The following is a 16,689-nucleotide window of genomic DNA, read 5'->3' on the forward strand; positions in this document are numbered from 1 at the left end:
ATTTTGTTCTTTATTTGTTCCTTAAGCGCCGCTAGCCTCTCCACATGGTTCTTCGCATCTCAAACCGTGACGCCCGCAGGCTTTGGCTATCTCTTCAGGGCCTGGCGGCCACACCCACCGGCCCCGCCAACCCGCGTGACACGATTCGCAAACTTGGGTTTGTGCAACTCGACAGCATTCAGGTGCTGGCCCGCGCCCATCACCACATCCTGTGGTCACGCAACCAGAACTACCGCGAACGCATGCTCGACACGCTGCTCTCCAAAGACCGTGCCGTGTTTGAACATTTCACCCACGACGCGTCTGTATTGCCCATCGAAACCTACCCGTACTGGCGCGCGCAATTTGCGCGGCGCAAGGCGCGTATGGACGCCAAGGGCTGGTATGCGGACGCTATGGCATCCTGCGCCGATCTCGGCATCAAAGAGCGCATCACCGCCGAAGGCGCACTCTCCACAGAAGCCTTTGACACCAAAATCGAAGGCCCGCGCGAGATGTGGTCCCGCCCACCGCACAAACGCGCGCTGGATTACATGTGGTATGCGGGAGAACTCGCAACCTGCTATCGCCAGAATTTCAAGAAATTCTACAACCTGCCCGAACGGGTCATCCCAGCCCCCCATCGCAACCAAGACGTGCCCATTGAAGAGCAAATCAACTGGCTATGCCATCAGGCGATGGCCCGCCTTGGATTTGCCACCCCCGGCGACATCAAACGCTTTTGGGAGGCCGTTGATACTGCGGATGTACGTACTTGGGTCACTGCATCCGATCTCATCCCAGTGGAAGTGCAAACAGCAAATCAGGAATGGCTCCCGATGCTGGCGACCCCGGATATCGAAACCCACTTGCAAACCGCACCCGCCCCCACATCCCGCTTGCGGATTCTCAATCCCTTTGATCCGGTGATCCGGGATCGCGAGCGGCTGTCGCGCCTCTTTGGCTTTGACTACCGTATTGAAATCTTTGTGCCCGCCGCCAAACGCGTTTGGGGATATTATGTCTATCCACTGCTGGAGGGGGATCGCTTTGTCGGGCGGATCGAATGTAAGGCGGATCGCAAGAAAGGCATCCTCACCATAGCGCAAATCTGGGCGGAGCCCGGCGTGCGCTGGACGGCAGCACGCGCCAAGAAACTGGAAGCTGAACTTGCGCGTATGGGGCGCTTTATCGGCACATCAGAGCTGCGCTGGCAGTGCGCACCGCCCGCCTAAAACACCTCGTGCCAGCGTAAGAACACAACCAGGCATGCTGTAAACAGGATCAGATTAAAGCTGACAGAGCCTAACACATCCAAAATACGATCAATACGCCGCCTGCCCACATCGATCGCGGCCAAATGCGCCTCTATCTCCCCAAATGCCCGCGTCACAGCCGCGCCATCAACCTGCACCATGAGCTTGGGGTGATGACCCACCTTGTGCGCCTGCGCAATCACCTCAGCCTGTCGATGCAGCCGTTTTGGTGCGCGCCGCCCGATCTTTCGCATGGCACGTTCAAGTGTCTTTGCACGCACACCATATTTTTCACGCGCCAAATCCAAGAGCTGGGCAACTTTTGCGTCGATTTCATCACCTGTCATCATGCGCCTAATCTAGCTTGCACCCGCGCGACACTCAACGCTGGAACCCCTGACCAAGCCGCGCTATCACGCTCTTATGTTGAATTCGATTATCCACGGCATCGCCACCGACGAACCTGACCTGCTGATCGTGCATGGGCTTTTTGGCTCCGGCCGCAACTGGGGCGCCATCGCAAAACGACTTTCTGCAAGCCGTCGCGTGATCTGCGTTGATCAGCGCAATCACGGCCAAAGCCCGTGGTATGACAGTCATACTTACGAAGACATGGCCGAAGATCTGGCAAAGGTGATCGAAGATATGGGCGCGCCGATGGATGTGCTTGGACATTCTATGGGAGGCAAAGCATCAATGCTGCTTGCCCTCACCCGCCCAGAGCTTGTGAACCGCCTGATTGTCGCGGATATCGCGCCGGTTGACTACACCCACGACCAAAATCAAAACATCGCCGCCATGCGCGCAGTTGACCTTTCCACCGTGACAAAGCGTTCAGATGCGATGGAACAATTGGCACAGTATCTGGACGACACAACACTTCAGACCTTCTTCACCCAGTCTCTGGATGTGAAAGAGCAGCGCTGGCGCTTAAATCTCGATGTGTTGGACCGCGAGATGCCAAAAATTCTGAAATTCCCTGCGGTCACTGCGTCCTACGAAGGCCCCACACTGTTTCTGAGCGGGGCCAACTCGGACTATGTGATCCCAGACTATCGACCAGCAATCCGGGAGAAGTTCCCAAAAGCGCGCTTTGCCAAAATTAGAGACACCGGTCATTGGCTGCACGCCGAAAAGCCACGCGAGTTTATTGCCTCGGTACAGGCTTGGCTGGATCTTTAACGCCTGCCCCAATCAGGCGTCAGCGCGCATAGAGCGCCTGAGCCACTTTCCAACTCGCAGGGAAGGCCAAAAGAAAGCCAACCAACGCAGCGCCAAACAATCCGAGCCCTGTGTTGATCCCAGCCACCAGTGCCGCGATCACGCCCACACCAGCGAGTGTGGATCCGATGAAGATATGAAGAATAAGGGCTAGTCTCAGCATGGGATTGGCTCCGTTCTGTTTGCTGCGACACACTTATCAGAAGCGCGGGCCAAGACCTTGATTTGGATCAGACTTGGCCCACATCCTCAGCACCTTGGGCTCACTCTGCAAGGAAGCGCATCAAAATATTGCCCTGACTGTCCATCAAAACTGTTCCCCCGGCCTGAACCCCGGCCGAAGCAACCTGTGTCAGTGTTTCAAAAAACGTCACTTCCTGCGTGTTCAGCTCTCCGAAACAGGCCTTGCGCGTACTGGCAAGCGGCCCAAAAGCCAATTTGCCATCCTCATAGGTATAGCTGCCAGTAAACTGGTTGCAGCCGCTGGTTCCGCTCACCTGACCATTTTCGCCAAAATCCATCTGGGGAATGCTGTCGCCCTGCACAACTGCCCCGTTCATTTCAACAACCAGCCAATTTCCAAGTGTCAGATCCACCTCACTTGCCTCAACCATACGCTGCACCACCACATCCACACGCTCCGGGGCCCCCTGTGTCAAAGCCGCAAAGTTCTGCGTACTGCGCCACTGCACCTCCTCACCCACACGGATCACAGCCCGTACCGAATATCGCCCGTTCTCCTGAACCATGCGGTCATCATAAGCCAAGCGAAACTCCGCAGGGATCCGGCCCTCGGGGCGCAAAGTCTGCCGCGCCAATACAATGGACGCCACATCCATTTTACTGACGTCCTCCAGCGTGACTTCAATCACGGCCTCTGGCGGCAACCCAATCCGCTCACGATAGCCTACACTGCCATGCAAATCCTGTATCTCGGCCACTGCACTGCCTCCGAGCATCGCCGCCACCAGCCCGCATCCACACGCTATCCCCCTAAACGTCTCAAAAATCTGCATGAAGCTCGCCTTTCGTTTTCTGAATACCGCTACGGCTTTCTGCAACCTAAACACAGCGCCATATCGTTTCCAAGCAATGGCCGCCCGCCCGGCAGTCCCCCGCCCATAAGAGCCGCCATGAAAATTTTTGCGCATACGACCTTTGGCCCTCTTGGTCGCCCCCCGTTCTCTGCTACCGTGGACCCATGACCGAGATCCCGTCCCCCCAGCCCCGTGCCACCAGTGCGCTTGTGGTGGATGATCATCCGCTGTTTTGCGACGCGTTGGTGATGACCTTGAAAGCCATTTCCCCCATCAAACAGGTGGCAACCGCTGCCAGCATGTCAGATGCACTGCGCTGGCTGTCGCAGAACCCAAAGCCAGACCTGATTGTACTGGATCTCAACCTGCCCGATGTCGACGGCTTCGATGGTTTGTTGCGCCTGCGCAGCTCAACCAAAGCGCAGGTACTTGTGGTATCGTCCATGGCCGACAGCCGCACCATCAGCGCCGCACTTCAGGCTGGCGCCTCAGGCTTTGTCCCCAAACACAGCCAACGCGACATGTTCCGCCGCGCGCTTGAGACGATTGCCGCCGGTCACGTTTTTGTGCCGGAAGGCCATGCCCCTTGCACCAACAGTGATGACAACACAAATGACGCCGTCGCCCGGCTCGCGTCTCTCACCACACAGCAGGCCCGCATTCTGGATCTTATCTGTGCAGGCAAGCTCAACAAACAAATCGCCTACGAGCTCTCCATCGCAGAGACCACCGTCAAGGCCCATGTGACGGCAATCATGCGCAAACTTGGCGTACACAGCCGCACACAAGCCGTGCTGATCGCCAAAGAAGCCAGCTTTGAGCAGCACTTGCGCAGCAGCGGCTAGCATGGCTACGGTATTCTCGTGACCGCGCCAGTGGCCACGGGAGGAGAATGCCAGCCATGGATGCCAGCACACCATTTGCAAACACCAAAATCGTGCGCACCGCATTCGCGGATTGCCGCGCGCCGGATGCCGTTGCGCAAATCGCCATGGCGCTTGGCCCGGAACCGCTCGCCTTGGTGATCTTCTTTGTGTCGCCCGCCACGGACCTCACCAACTTCGCAGCACAGACCCGGCAGGCTTTCCCAGAAGCGGATGTCATCGGCTGCACCACAGCCGGCGAGTTGGGCGCGGCTGGCTATACCGAAGGTGAAATTGTTGCCATTGGCCTGCCTGCGGCACATTTTGCGACCAAAACACTCTGCATCAAAGATCTGGGCGATCTGCGCGCGCAAGAGCGGATCCGTGCAATGATCCAAAACCGCAACGCACTCGCTGCTGACCACCCTGACTGGACCTCAGAGTTCGCATTTCTGATGGTGGATGGCCTCTCCACACGGGAAGACGCGCTCACCGCAGAGCTCGCCCTGGGCCTTGGCCCGGTGCCACTGTTTGGCGGCTCCGCTGGCGATGGCGAAAATTTTTCTACCACGCACATTCTACATGAGAGTGCCTTTCACACCAACGCAGCCGTACTCGTTCAACTGCGGTCAAACTGTCCGGTGCAGGTTTTCAAGACCGACCACCTCAATCCAACCGAGCAGCGTATGGTGGTGACCGCAGCAAACCCAACCCGCAGGCTCGTGCATCAAATCAATGCAGAACCCGCGGCGCGCGAATATGCCCGTATCCTCGGCAAAGACCCAGAACAGTTGTCCACTTTCACTTTTGCGGCCCATCCCGTTGTGGTGCGCATCGGCGATCAAACCCATGTCCGCGCCATTCAACGCGTCGCAGACAATGGCGATCTGGTGTTTTTCTCTGCCATCGACGAGGGCGTCGTGCTCACACTGGCAGAACCGGAGGATATGGTCGCGCATCTGGATCGGGAGCTTTCTACGCTGGCCGCCCAGCGTACCCCCGACATGATATTGGGATGTGACTGCCTGTTGCGCCGTGTCGAAGCCACACAAAAACAGGTCACAACAGAAATCTCCCGCGTGCTTGCCAAGCATAAGGTTGTCGGCTTCTCCACCTATGGTGAACAGATCAACTCGATGCATGTGAACCAAACCTTCACAGGCGTCGCCATCTACCCCCCAGAGGATGGCTAAGAGATGCCCCCTCTGTCTCTGATCGACCCCAAAGATCCGCTCGAACGTCAGAATCAAAAGCTGCTCACGATTGTGGAAACCCTGATGCGCCGCGCAGAGGCGAGCCCGGACACAACAGGCGTTGCCTATGCCCAGTTTGAGCGCGCAGTGATGCTGGAAGAGGAAGTCCGCGCCCGCACGAAAGAGCTGGAACACGCGCTTGATCTGCTAAACACCTCAAACGCCTCCCTTGCCAAGGCCAACGCAGAAGCCCAAGCCGCTCGCGCCAATCTCGCCAATGCAATTGAAACCGTGCAGGAAGGGTTCGCACTCTTTGATACGGATGAAAAACTGGTCCTGTGCAATAGCCGCTTTGGCAAACACATGCGCGACGTGCATCACCTTTTCAAACCGGGGCTGCCGTTTTCTGAATACGTGCGCATTGTATCGCAAAGCCCCTACTTGGAGTTGCCAGCAGGGACGTCACCTCAGGCATGGCAAGAGCGCCGAATGATCCGCCACCGTGAGCAGCATGTTGTGTTCAATGCACGCATGGCCGGTGACCGGTGGCTTCAGGTTTCTGAACACCGCACTCGGGATGGCGGCACGGTCGTTTTGCAAACCGATGTCACCGACATGATGCTGATGGAGAGACAGGAACGCGAACGCCTGCTCGACGATCAGGCACGCCTCGTGAAAGCCACGCTCGAACATCTCAATCAGGGCGTCGGCATTTTTGATCCCAGCGGTCGGCTTGTGGGGTGGAACAGGCGTCTGGGCGAGCTTCTTTCCATTCCGCTGCGCCGCTTTCGCCTAGGGCTGCCGTTTCAGACAGTCTACGAACAGCTGTCGCGAAGCGTCACGTTTCACAACACGGCTGCGGCGGTTGACCTGTTGGATTGGGCCGCGCATCAGGGCAGACGTGCGCCTCTTTCCTTTGAGGTAGCACTGGGCGAAGATCGCACCCTCGCCGTTTTTGCCCAACACATGCCCGACAGCGGTTTTGTGATTTCCTTCACAGACATCACAACCGAACGCCAGGCCCTGCACGCAATTTCCCAAGTCAACGAAACCCTGGAGCGCCGCGTTCAGGAACGCACTCTGGAACTGCAAGCCGCGCTGGCGGAGGCTGAACGTGCCAATGCGTCAAAATCGCGTTTTGTGGCGGCGGCCAGCCATGATCTGCTACAACCGCTTTCTGCCGCCAAACTCTATCTCGCATCACTGGACAATGATCTCGCAGACCACGACCAACGCGCACGTCTGGGCAAAGCGACTGGTGCGCTCCAAAGCGTCGAAGACATCCTTGGTGCGCTCCTAGACATATCCCGCTTGGACTCAGGGCGCGCAGCGGTGCATCTCGGGCGGATTTCACTCGGAGATATGCTGCAACAGATTCACAATGATCTCTCCCCCGCCGCCGTTGAGAAAGGGTTGCGATTTGACTTGCGCGTTGGGGATGTGGCCGTCACCTCTGATGCCACCTATCTGCGTCGAATCCTCCAAAATCTGATGGCCAATGCCCTGCGCTACACCCAAACGGGCCGCGTTCTCGTGGGTACACGGCGACGCGGCAGCAACATTGCCGTGGAAATCTGGGATACCGGGCCCGGCATTCCGCATGAGCAGCAAAAGAAAGTCTTTGATGAATTTCACCGTGTCCACGCCCCTGCAAGTCCTGCGGAGGGGTTGGGGCTCGGGCTTGCGATTGTTGATCGCGCTTGCCGATTGCTGAATCATCCGCTGGAACTCCGCTCCAAACCAGATCGTGGCACGCTGTTTCGGGTCACTTTCCCGCTCGCAGCCCCAAATGAACCGGCGCAAAGTGGCGACAGCCTCCCCTCAGAAAACACGGAGCCTTGGAACCACCGCATTGTCCTTCTCGTGGAAAACGATGACGCCCTCCGCCAAGCGATCACGATGACGTTGGAAAACTGGGGAGCAGATGTATTGCCCTGCCGTGGCGACGTCGAAGCGTTGGACTTGCTGCGCGAAATTGACATCGCTCCAGATGTCGTACTGGTCGACTATCAGCTCGACAACAACGCCACTGGCACCGACCTGATTGTGCTCTTACGAGAGCTATATGGACCTGTGCCCGCCTGTGTGATTTCGGCCAATCGCACACCGGATCTTGCCGTACTCTGTGCATCCCTCAAGGCACCGTTGTTACACAAACCCCTCGACCTGAGCGCGCTGCGCGATGCCCTCCAGCACGCGCCAAACCCGACGCACTAACGTGACACACCAAGACAGACAGACCACCGACGCGATACCCCCGCATTACCGACGCAATACCGACGGCAAACCGATGTTGTTTTGCCCTTTTACACAGCGCGACCACCGCCTAAATTCAATAGAAACGACCAGCCGGGAGCCAGCCATGACACGTCTTCAAACTGCCTTGGACGCCATTGACCAAGCCAACGCCAAAGATCCACGACTGGACGAGGGTCAGCCCGAAGCGCTGTTATATGGTCAACGCATGTCGCAGGAAGCCAATCGGCTGTTTCCCAATGCATCTGATGGTCTACAGATCGCCGCCCGCGGGCAGCACATCGAACGCTGGGTGCTGAAACGCGCAGACTTTCCAGAAGGACGTGCAGGCTATCTGAAGTGGCGCCGTGAATTGGGCGTGCACCATGCTGACCGCGTGTCCCAGATTATGGCGGATGCGGATTACTCTGATGAAGATATCGCAGAGGTCGGCGCGATGCTTCGCAAAGAAGGCATCAAACGCAACGATCAAGTTCAAGCCCTTGAAGATATTATATGTTTCACCTTTCTGAAGTGGTATTTCGCACCATTTGCGGCCAAACATCCGCAAGAGAAAGTGCGCGATATCGTCGAGAAAACCGCACGCAAAATGTCCGAAGAAGCCCGCCTGCGTGTGCTCACAGAATTCGACCTTCCAGCAGATCTTGCTGCTGCATTTGAGGCCCCCTCGGCATGATCAGACAACAACGCGAAGCTTTGATCGTCGCCCACGGACAACCCTCCGTCCCTGTTCCTCCTGAACTGTGGCTACAGGGCTTTGCTGCGGCGGTAGGCCGCCACCTACCCGATTGGAAAATCCGCGCTGCTACGCTCGCCATGCCCGACGCGCTTGAACGACAAGCTGCTGAAATGCCTCTGGGATCTCCTATTTTCCCGATGTTTATGGCAGACGGCTGGTTTGTCTCCAAAGTGCTGCCCAAGCGGTTGAATGGCGCGGATCTACAGATCTTGCCACCCCTAGGTTTTCATTCCGCGCTGCCTGACGTTGCCGCGCTCGGCGTCCGTAAGGCTCTGGACAGCCGCGGATGGCGACTTGAAGACAGCCACTTGTTGCTCGCCGCACATGGGTCCGCACGTGGCCCCAAAGCGGCGGAATCCGCAAATGCTTTTGCAAAGCTCCTGCAAACGCGCCTACCCGGCATGCAAATCTCCACCGGTTTTGTCGAAGAAGCACCATTTATCGCCGACGCCGCGCGCGACCTTCCAGCGCAAAGCCTTTGCCTGCCATTCTTCGCATTGGAGGGGGAGCACTGTCGGGAAGATATTCCAGAAGCCCTTGAAGACGCGGCGTTTTCAGGACACTCAATGCCTCCTCTCGGGACCTGGCCAGAAGCGGCACAAATGGTTGCCCACGCGTTTGGAAACGTCGATTAAAGCGACTGTCCGGTGGTGACTTGTGGCTCCAGCTTCACAGTACGCGCCGCCGCGCCCGCGCTTTGCGTCTCCAGAATGATCTCTGCCGCTTTCTGACCAATTTCGAAACGATGCGCATCTGTTGTGGCAAGCTCCATTGGCAAGCCACGCAGCAATTCCAAGTTGTTGAATCCCGCCAAAGCAAGCTCATTTGGCACAGAAATACCCTTTGACAGGCAGTGCATGTAGGCACCAACACACAAAACGTCGCTGGAAAAATAGATACACTCAAGCTCGGGTGTACGCGCCAGCAGCATTTCAGTCAGCTGATGCCCTGTTTCGATCGAGGAAACGCCAGAATAGAGCTCCTGATCGGAAAGAGAAATACCTTCTGCTTCAAGCGCTTGCTCAAACCCTTTGAGCCTTTTTTCCGCTCGGTAATCCTGCGGCATCTTCGTTCCGATAAAGCCAATCTTGCGGTAACCCGCCTTTAGGATTGCCTGCGCCATCACACGCCCAGCTTCGAGATGAGAGATACCCACACAGTGCTTTACGGGATCACCATCCACATCCATGACCTCGACAATCGGGCATTCCGCAGCTGCAAGCATTTTGCGCGCGGCTTCATTGTGTTCGAGCCCCGCGACCACAACACCCGTTGGGCGCCAGCTGAGCATTTCCCGAATGACCTCTTCTTCCTCAAGCAGGTCATACCCCGTAACGCCAATCACCGGTTTGAGCGCCGTGTCCTTCAGTTTGGAGCTGATGCCTGACAAAACCTCCGGAAAAACCGACGAATTCAGGCTCGGCACCACCACACCAACAAGGTTCACTTTGCTAGATGCAAGCGCCCCCGCGATCCGATTCGGCACATAGCCAACCTCACGCGCGATCTGTTCAACCTTATGACGCGTGGCCTCAGAGACGTCCTGTGCCCCCCGCATGGCCCGCGACGCGGTCATTTCACTCACACCTGCGAGCTTTGCAATATCTTTGAGAAGCAGCTTTTTCCCCATGCGCGGATCGTCTGATACTCGCCCCGACAAAGCAAGCCCGAAAGCGCAGTTTGCCGAAGTTCAACAGACCCCTTGATTCCATCATCGTTAGCGTATACCGATAGCGCTAACGGTGGCGCTACCACAAGCGCCCAATTGAGAATTTTGGAGAAAGACATGACCACCAAGATTGCCATCAACGGGTTCGGCCGCATTGGACGCGGCATTTTGCGCGCCCTGATCGAAAGCGGAGCCAACGATATTGAAGTCGTTGCAATTAATGACCTTTCACCAAATGAGCATCTCGTACACCTGCTGAAATATGACAGTGTGCACGGCCGACTGAATGCTGACGTCTCGCTGGAAGGGGACGTGATGAAAGTCGCGGGCCAAACAATCCGCCTCACGGCGATTCGGGATCCACAGGATCTGCCGTGGTCGGATGTTGATGTGGCATATGAATGTACCGGCATTTTTACCGCAAAAGACAAAGCCGAGCTCTTGCTGAAGTCTGGTGCGAAGCGTGTGCTGATCTCTGCCCCGGGTGCCAACGCCGACAAAACAATTGTCTTTGGTGTGAACGATGACACATTGACGGCCGAGGATGTGATCGTATCCAACGCGTCCTGCACCACAAACTGCCTGGCCCCTGTGGCGAAGGTTCTGGACGATGCATTCGGCATCAAGACCGGCTACATGACCACCATTCATGCCTACACTGGTGACCAGCCAACCCACGACACAAACCACAAGGATCTCTATCGCGCGCGTGCCGCGGCGCTTTCCATGATCCCGACATCAACCGGTGCCGCCCGTGCGATTTCTCTGGTTTTGCCCCATCTGAAGGGCAAGCTGGAAGGCTCGGCAATTCGGGTGCCCACCGCGAATGTTTCCATGGTTGATCTTGTGTTCGTACCCGCCAAAGACACCACGGTCGAAGCGGTAAACGCGGCAATCAAAGCGGCGGCAGAAGGCCCACTCAAAGGTGTTCTGGGCTACGAAGAAGCCCCCTTGGTCTCTGCAGATTTCAACCACGACAGCCATTCATCCGTCTTCGCACCAGCCCAAACAAGCGTCACCGAAGATGGCCTCGTGCGTGTGGTCAGTTGGTATGACAACGAATGGGGCTTCTCCAACCGCATGCTAGACACCGGCCGCCGCATGGGCGCGCTGTTGAAAGGCTAAAGCAGATGGTCGCGCGCGTTATCCCGGTAGCTCCTTTCGATCTGGTGATCTTTGGGGCCACCGGTGATCTGGCCCGGCGCAAGATTTTGCCGGGTCTGTTTCACCGATTTCGCGCCGGTCAAATGCCCGAAGATGCACGCATCATTGGCGCGGCGCGGTCCGATATGAACGACGCCGCGTTTCGTAGGCTGATCAGAGACGCCATCGAGGAGTTTGTCGATGAAAGCTTACGACCCAACGATACACTCGACGCTTTCTTAGAACACCTCGCTTACTTTCATGTGGACGCCACCGGCGAGGACGGGTGGCAAGACCTGAGTGAAAGCCTGCGCGAAGACACCATTCGCACTTTTTACCTCTCGGTCAGCCCCTCCCTGTTCGGCGCAATTGCACAGCGTCTCAACCAACACGGCATCGCCACAGCTGACAGCCGCATCGTTGTTGAAAAACCCTTCGGCCACGATCTCAGCAGCGCCCGGGCCCTCAACAAAGACCTGCTGACGCATTTTGACGAACAGCAAATCTACCGCATTGATCACTACCTCGGCAAAGAAACTGTGCAGAACCTCATGGCGCTGCGCTTTGCCAACTCTCTGTTTGAACCGCTTTGGAACTCTACCCATATCGACCACGTTCAGATCACTGTGGCTGAGAGCATCGGTGTGGCCGGGCGCGGTGGGTACTATGATCAATCCGGCGCCATGCGGGACATGGTGCAGAACCATCTGATGCAGCTCTTGTGCCTGATCGCAATGGAGCCCCCTTCCAAATTCACGCCGAACTCGGTGCGCGACGAGAAGGTTAAAGTCATCGAGGCTCTTGAGCCTGTGGCGTTGAACGATATTGTGCGAGGCCAATATCTGGCGGGACGTGATGGTGACAGCTATCTTGAGGATGTCGAAAACCCCGACAGCCGCACTGAAAGCTTCATCGCGATGAAGTTGGCCGTCGGCAACTGGCGGTGGGCGGGTACTCCGTTTTATTTGCGCACAGGCAAACGACTGCGAGATCGTTGTTCTGAAATCGCGGTGGTTTTCCGTGATCCACCCCACAACATTTTTCCAAACAAGATGGAGGGGCGCAAAGGCAACGCCCTGATCATCCGCCTGCAGCCAGACGAAGGCATCACCCTGCGCACCACCATCAAAGAGCCGGGCCCCGGCGGTATGCGCCTCACCGAAGTTGCGATGGATATGTCTTTTGCTGAGGCGCTCGGCCAAGACCTGATTTCACAAGACGCCTACGAACGTCTCATCATGGACGTCATTCGCGGCGACCAGACATTGTTTATGCGAGGCGACGAAGTCGAAGCCGCCTGGGCTTGGGCAGACCCTCTGATCTCTGCCTGGCAAGACAGCAATCAGCGGCCGGTGCCTTACGACCCGGGCAGCTCTGGACCAGAAGAAGCACTGATGTTGATGCATCAAGGTGGGCGTCGCTGGCGCCCGGTCGGTAACTGAGGTCACATAGGCCCAACTTAGGAAGGATGGCACCTATGCCGCTCCACCCAACTGTAGAGAAAGTCACCGAGCGTATCATCGCGCGCAGCAAATCGCACCGCACCCCCTATCTTGAGCGCATGGCCAATGCAGCCAGTCAGGGCCCCGCGCGCGCGCATCTCAGTTGCTCTGGCCAAGCCCATGCCTATGCAGGCGCGGGCGAAGATCAGTCAGCGCTCGCGACTGGCACCGCAGGCAACCTTGGCATTGTCACGGCTTACAACGACATGCTGTCCGCCCACCAGCCGTTTGAACGCTATCCAACACTGATCCGCGATGCCGCACGCGCAGCCGGTGGTACAGCCCAAGTGGCAGGCGGCGTGCCTGCCATGTGTGACGGCGTCACCCAAGGCGCAGCAGGCATGGAGCTGTCCCTCTTTTCCCGCGATGTGATCGCGCTTGCCGCAGGGGTTGCCCTCAGCCACAATACGTTTGATGCCTCGGTCTATCTCGGTGTCTGCGATAAAATTGTCCCCGGCCTTGTGATCGCGGCGCAGAGTTTCGGCCACCTTCCTGCGGTATTCTTGCCTGCAGGCCCGATGACCTCCGGTATTTCCAACGACGACAAAGCCAAAGTGCGCCAACGCTTTGCCGCTGGGGAGGCTGACCGCGCAGAGCTGATGGCCTCAGAAATGGCTGCCTATCATGGGCCAGGCACTTGCACCTTCTATGGCACAGCGAACACCAACCAGATGTTGATGGAGTTCATGGGGCTGCACCTGCCCGGCTCCAGTTTTGTGACCCCCAACACCGAATTGCGCGATGCCCTGACCGAAGAAGGCGCCCGCCGCGCCCTCTCGCTCTCGGCACTTGGCAACAACTACACCCCAACCTGCGATATTCTGGACGAAAAAGCCTTCGTAAACGGCATGATTGGCCTGAACGCCACGGGCGGCTCCACCAATCTTCTGATTCACCTCATCGCCATGGCGCGCGCTGGTGGTATCGTGCTGACATGGGAAGACTTTGCTGAACTCTCAGACGTAACGCCCCTTCTGGCGCGCGTCTATCCCAACGGCCTCGCAGATGTGAACCATTTCCACGCGGCAGGCGGCTTGGGGTATATGATTGGCGAATTGCTCTCTGCGGGACTTTTGCACGACGACACCAATACCGTCGCTGGTGAGGGCCTTGGGAACTACACGCATGAGCCCAAGCTCATCGACGGTGCGCTCGTCTGGCAACCCGGCACAAAAGTGTCGCTGAACGACAAAATCGTGCGCCCAGCCACAGATCCGTTCCAGCCAACAGGCGGTCTGGCCCGCCTCACCGGCAACCTTGGCACCTCGGTGATGAAAATCTCCGCCGTTGCGCCAGAACACCGCTTTGTCGAAGCCCCGGCCCGTGTGTTCCACGATCAGGACGAGGTCAAAGCCGCATTCCAAGCCGGTGAGCTGACCGAAGATGTGGTGATCGTTGTCCGCTTTCAGGGCCCCAAAGCCAACGGCATGCCCGAACTGCACAGCCTGACACCTCTTATGTCAATCATGCAGGGCAAAGGGCTCAAAGTCGCCTTTGTCACCGATGGGCGCATGTCCGGGGCATCTGGAAAAATCCCAGCGGCCATTCACGTTTGTCCCGAAGCGCTCGATGGTGGCACCATCGCCAAGCTCCGCGACGGTGATATTGTCCGCGTGGATGCAGAAGCAGGTGTACTCGAAGTGCTCGCCGAAGGGTTGGAACAACGCACGCCTGCGAAGGCTGACCTCTCGGACTACCATACAGGCACGGGCCGTGAGCTTTTTGGCATGTTCCGAAATGCCGTTGGCTCCGCAACAACCGGTGCCTCTGTTTTTGAAGGATCTTTCTGATGACCATCACCCCCAAAGAGGCCAGCGCACGTGCGCGCGACATCTGTAATGCGGCGCCTATCGTACCAGTGCTGGTTGTCGAAGATGCCGTAAGCGCCAAGCCATTGGCCGAGGCTCTGGTCGCAGGAGGCCTCCCCGCCCTCGAAGTCACGCTCCGCACCCCTGCCGCACTGGAGGTGATCCGTGCGATGGCTGAGGTGCCCGGTGGCATGGTTGGCGCCGGCACGTTGTTAACGCCAGCGGATGTAAAAGCGGCAAAAGCCGCCGGCGCAACCTTCGGTGTCTCACCCGGTGCCACAGAGGCGCTGCTGGCCGCTTGTGAGGCCGAAGGACTGCCTCTGCTACCCGGTGCCGCAACCGCCAGCGAGGCGATGGCGTTGCTGGAGCGCGGCTATGACATGCTGAAGTTCTTTCCCGCAGAAGCCGCAGGGGGCGCAAAGTTTCTTGGGTCCCTCGCCAGCCCATTGCCGCGGATCTCTTTCTGCCCAACCGGCGGCGTGAACCCTAAGAATGCGCCGGACTACCTGTCGCTACCCAATGTGGTTTGCGCAGGTGGCAGCTGGGTCGCCCCGTCCAAGCTGGTCAAAGCAGGCGCGTGGGACGAAATCGAAGCTTTGGCAAAAGAAGCCTCTCAGCTCCCGCGCTAGCCCGCCTACCAGTTCCGACGGCCGCTCACATGGTGCAGCGTGCTTTCTTCCGCAAATGGATCAACCGGCGCAGGCACACTGAGCCGGTTGATGGTTTTTGAGGCCGCAATCAGACCAACAATCCCAAAGACGGCACCGCCAAAGGCTTGCCCAAGAAGAACGCCAGAGGCGCCCCAATACGCTCCGCCCAACAAGACAAAGGGGTAGGTCCCAAGCGTATGGCGCCCCCAGTTCACGTAGGTCGAATAGATCGGATGACCGAGGTTGTTGAAACACGCGTTGCACACAAAAATCACCCCGTTGAAGAACTGCAAAAGCGCCAAGGGGCCACAGAAAAGGAAGATCAGCGTTCGCATCTCTCCTTCCGCCTCAAAAATATCGGCAATCGGTACGCGCAAAACGAACAAAACCACAGCCGCCAGCAGTGTGTAAGCGCTCAGGAACTGCAACCCGGCGCGCAGCGTGCCACGCACCCTGTCAAACAGGCTCGCACCGAAGTTCTGTCCCACAATCGGCCCGATAGCCCCTGACAGGGCAAACACCACTGCAAAGGCCACGGGCAACAACCGCCCGATGACAGCCATAGCAGCCACAGCATCTGTACCATAGCGCGCCATTTCACGCGTCACGATGGCGGTTCCCAGAGGCGACGCCACATTGGTCAGCACCGCAGGCCCCGCAATACCGCCAACCGCCCTTGCATCCCGCAAGAGCAATGCTGCCGCTGGTCGTGTGTAGCCATTGTGAATACGGATCACACACAAAAGCGCATAGGCGCACATCACGATCCGCGCGGTCACCGATGCATAGGCAGCGCCGTCCAGTCCCAAGCCAAACCCAAATATCAATAACGGGTCGAGCGCCGCATTCACCACGCCGCCAAACACAGTCCCCATCATAGAGCGACGCGCATCACCATAGGCGCGCAACACCGCCATGCTCGCCATGGCTATGCCCATCAAGGGCATGGTTGGCAGCACAATGCTGACATAGCGTTTGGCCAGCGTTAGTGTCTCGTCCTTGGCACCAAGCCAGCTGATGATCGGATCCAGAGAGTTCAGAACCACGATCGGTACGAGGAGCCCGATCAACGCAACGACCACCGCCACCGATGTCGCGTATTCACGGGCCGATTGCGGCTGATCTGCTCCGATGGCGCGCGCCACCAGAGAACCCGCTGAGATCGACAAACCAATGTTGATGGCATTGGTGAAGAACAGCAGCGTGCCCGCATACCCCACAGCCGCCGCCAGAGCTTTGTTACCCAACATCGAAATGAAAATCATGTCGACAAAATCAACGGCAAAGATCGCCATAAGCCCCACCGAAGAGGTCAGCGACATGACAGTCACATGGCGCATCAAAGAGCCTTCTAAAAACACAGCTTTTGCCAT

16 protein-coding genes are annotated in these 16,689 nt (G+C 57.7%); 11 read left to right on the forward strand and 5 right to left on the reverse strand.

What is annotated here, in order from left to right; genetic code table 11:
- Window positions 1–44: 44 nt before the first annotated feature.
- Window positions 45–1,214: a winged helix-turn-helix domain-containing protein gene (locus PJL69_RS09635; protein WP_271309475.1), complete on the forward strand. Its 1,170-nt coding sequence runs from the start codon at window positions 45–47 to the stop codon at window positions 1,212–1,214.
- On the opposite strand, the gene PJL69_RS09640 is transcribed toward PJL69_RS09635, so the two are convergent.
- Window positions 1,211–1,585 (reverse strand): hypothetical protein, encoded by a 375-nt coding sequence (locus PJL69_RS09640; RefSeq protein ID WP_271309476.1) that lies wholly within the window; start codon window positions 1,583–1,585, stop codon window positions 1,211–1,213. The genes PJL69_RS09635 and PJL69_RS09640 overlap by 4 nt on opposite strands.
- A 73-nt stretch (window positions 1,586–1,658) precedes the next feature.
- Here PJL69_RS09640 and PJL69_RS09645 point away from each other — a divergent pair, with 73 nt between their 5' ends.
- Window positions 1,659–2,417: an alpha/beta fold hydrolase gene (locus PJL69_RS09645; RefSeq protein WP_271309477.1), complete on the forward strand. Its 759-nt coding sequence runs from the start codon at window positions 1,659–1,661 to the stop codon at window positions 2,415–2,417.
- A gap of 19 nt (window positions 2,418–2,436) precedes the next feature.
- Here the strand turns inward: PJL69_RS09645 and PJL69_RS09650 are convergent, their stop codons facing one another.
- Together PJL69_RS09650 and PJL69_RS09655 are read right to left on the reverse strand one after the other, a co-directional pair.
- A complete protein-coding gene (locus tag PJL69_RS09650; RefSeq protein ID WP_209098599.1) occupies window positions 2,437–2,619 on the reverse strand; it encodes a CTP synthetase in 183 nt (60 codons plus the stop codon).
- Between the two features lie 100 nt (window positions 2,620–2,719).
- On the reverse strand, window positions 2,720–3,472 hold the full coding sequence (locus PJL69_RS09655) for a YbaY family lipoprotein (RefSeq protein ID WP_271309478.1): 753 nt from the start codon (window positions 3,470–3,472) through the stop codon (window positions 2,720–2,722).
- Window positions 3,473–3,657: 185 nt separating this feature from the next.
- Between PJL69_RS09655 and PJL69_RS09660 the strand changes: the two genes are divergently transcribed.
- From PJL69_RS09660 to PJL69_RS09680, 5 genes are all read left to right on the forward strand, one after another.
- Window positions 3,658–4,338: a response regulator gene (locus PJL69_RS09660; protein ID WP_271309479.1), complete on the forward strand. Its 681-nt coding sequence runs from the start codon at window positions 3,658–3,660 to the stop codon at window positions 4,336–4,338.
- A 47-nt stretch (window positions 4,339–4,385) separates the two neighbouring features.
- Complete coding sequence (locus PJL69_RS09665) at window positions 4,386–5,549, forward strand: FIST N-terminal domain-containing protein (RefSeq protein WP_441347472.1); 1,164 nt, start codon at window positions 4,386–4,388, stop codon at window positions 5,547–5,549.
- 3 nt (window positions 5,550–5,552) lie between these two features.
- Window positions 5,553–7,766 (forward strand): hybrid sensor histidine kinase/response regulator, encoded by a 2,214-nt coding sequence (locus PJL69_RS09670; protein ID WP_271309481.1) that lies wholly within the window; start codon window positions 5,553–5,555, stop codon window positions 7,764–7,766.
- A gap of 145 nt (window positions 7,767–7,911) precedes the next feature.
- A complete protein-coding gene (locus tag PJL69_RS09675; protein WP_271309482.1) occupies window positions 7,912–8,481 on the forward strand; it encodes a DUF4202 domain-containing protein in 570 nt (189 codons plus the stop codon).
- On the forward strand, window positions 8,478–9,179 hold the full coding sequence (locus PJL69_RS09680) for a CbiX/SirB N-terminal domain-containing protein (protein ID WP_271309483.1): 702 nt from the start codon (window positions 8,478–8,480) through the stop codon (window positions 9,177–9,179). Before PJL69_RS09675 ends, PJL69_RS09680 begins: the two co-directional genes overlap by 4 nt.
- Here the strand turns inward: PJL69_RS09680 and PJL69_RS09685 are convergent.
- Window positions 9,176–10,174, reverse strand: coding sequence for a LacI family DNA-binding transcriptional regulator (locus PJL69_RS09685; RefSeq protein ID WP_271309484.1), 999 nt, complete (start codon window positions 10,172–10,174; stop codon window positions 9,176–9,178). The two genes, PJL69_RS09680 and PJL69_RS09685, sit on opposite strands and share 4 nt — an antisense overlap.
- 156 nt (window positions 10,175–10,330) lie before the next feature.
- On the opposite strand from PJL69_RS09685, the gene gap reads away from it, so the two are divergent.
- Genes gap through eda form a run of 4 tightly spaced genes read left to right on the forward strand, consistent with a single transcriptional unit; the run spans window position 10,331 to window position 15,295 of the window.
- On the forward strand, window positions 10,331–11,338 hold the full coding sequence (gene gap / locus PJL69_RS09690) for a type I glyceraldehyde-3-phosphate dehydrogenase (protein ID WP_271309485.1): 1,008 nt from the start codon (window positions 10,331–10,333) through the stop codon (window positions 11,336–11,338).
- A 5-nt stretch (window positions 11,339–11,343) separates the two neighbouring features.
- Window positions 11,344–12,798, forward strand: a complete 1,455-nt coding sequence (gene zwf / locus PJL69_RS09695; RefSeq protein WP_271309486.1) for a glucose-6-phosphate dehydrogenase — start codon at window positions 11,344–11,346, stop codon at window positions 12,796–12,798.
- A gap of 35 nt (window positions 12,799–12,833) precedes the next feature.
- Window positions 12,834–14,648, forward strand: coding sequence for a phosphogluconate dehydratase (gene edd, locus PJL69_RS09700; RefSeq protein ID WP_271309487.1), 1,815 nt, complete (start codon window positions 12,834–12,836; stop codon window positions 14,646–14,648).
- Window positions 14,648–15,295, forward strand: a complete 648-nt coding sequence (gene eda, locus PJL69_RS09705; RefSeq protein ID WP_271309488.1) for a bifunctional 4-hydroxy-2-oxoglutarate aldolase/2-dehydro-3-deoxy-phosphogluconate aldolase — start codon at window positions 14,648–14,650, stop codon at window positions 15,293–15,295. Before edd ends, eda begins: the two co-directional genes overlap by 1 nt.
- A 5-nt stretch (window positions 15,296–15,300) precedes the next feature.
- On the opposite strand, the gene PJL69_RS09710 is transcribed toward eda, so the two are convergent.
- Complete coding sequence (locus tag PJL69_RS09710; protein WP_271309489.1) at window positions 15,301–16,689, reverse strand: MATE family efflux transporter; 1,389 nt, start codon at window positions 16,687–16,689, stop codon at window positions 15,301–15,303.

The organism is Shimia sp. MMG029 (assembly GCF_027947445.1).
In the GTDB taxonomy this organism is placed as follows: Bacteria; Pseudomonadota; Alphaproteobacteria; order Rhodobacterales; family Rhodobacteraceae; genus Shimia.